The organism is Cupriavidus sp. 22TCCZM01-5 (assembly GCF_057798915.1).
In genome coordinates this window covers 1-521 of the sequence record NZ_JBYOJR010000098.1, presented here as the reverse complement: position 1 = coordinate 521, position 521 = coordinate 1, and the positions used below count along the sequence as shown (strand labels likewise).

Annotated in this window: 1 protein-coding gene; it reads left to right on the top strand. The window is 38.2% G+C overall.

Annotation, left to right across the window (positions count from 1 at the left end; genetic code table 11):
- Positions 1-238 (top strand): isoamylase early set domain-containing protein (locus AC3FNH_RS32600; protein WP_488723015.1); only part of this gene is annotated, 238 nt, incomplete at its 5' end.
- Positions 239-521 lie beyond the last annotated feature (283 nt).

The following is a 521-nucleotide window of genomic DNA, read 5'->3' as shown; positions in this document are numbered from 1 at the left end:
TAAAGATCAGTGGGACTCTGTCCAAATTGCTGGAGACTTCAACAACTGGCAGCCAGAGCCGATGAAATTAGTGAAGAAAAGTCGTCAGTTTAAATTTAAAACCCGCTTACCTAAAGCGCGGAATGTTCAGTTCCGTTACTTGCTCGATGACTCGAAGTGGGAAAATGACCCACAAGCTGATGCTTACGTTCCAAATGCATTTGGCAGCGACAACAGCGTCGTATGTACCACCGAATAAGCGGTAATTTCGCTTTAAGATTCCATACCTAGGCGCAAACGTTGCGCCTTTTTGCATCTCTCGAAATGTGATTGGTGATTAGATTTAAATCATTAATTGGCAATTTTATCCAATTAACTCATCCGATAACCTTATTCTGAGAAAGCTTTATTTGAAATAATTCGTAAATTTGTTTAAGTTCCATTGATATTAAATATTGTATACATCACTTAAATGAACGCACAACAAATCAAACCATCTCTAATCATTGTGGAAGACGATCCCAAATTACAAACTATGTTGG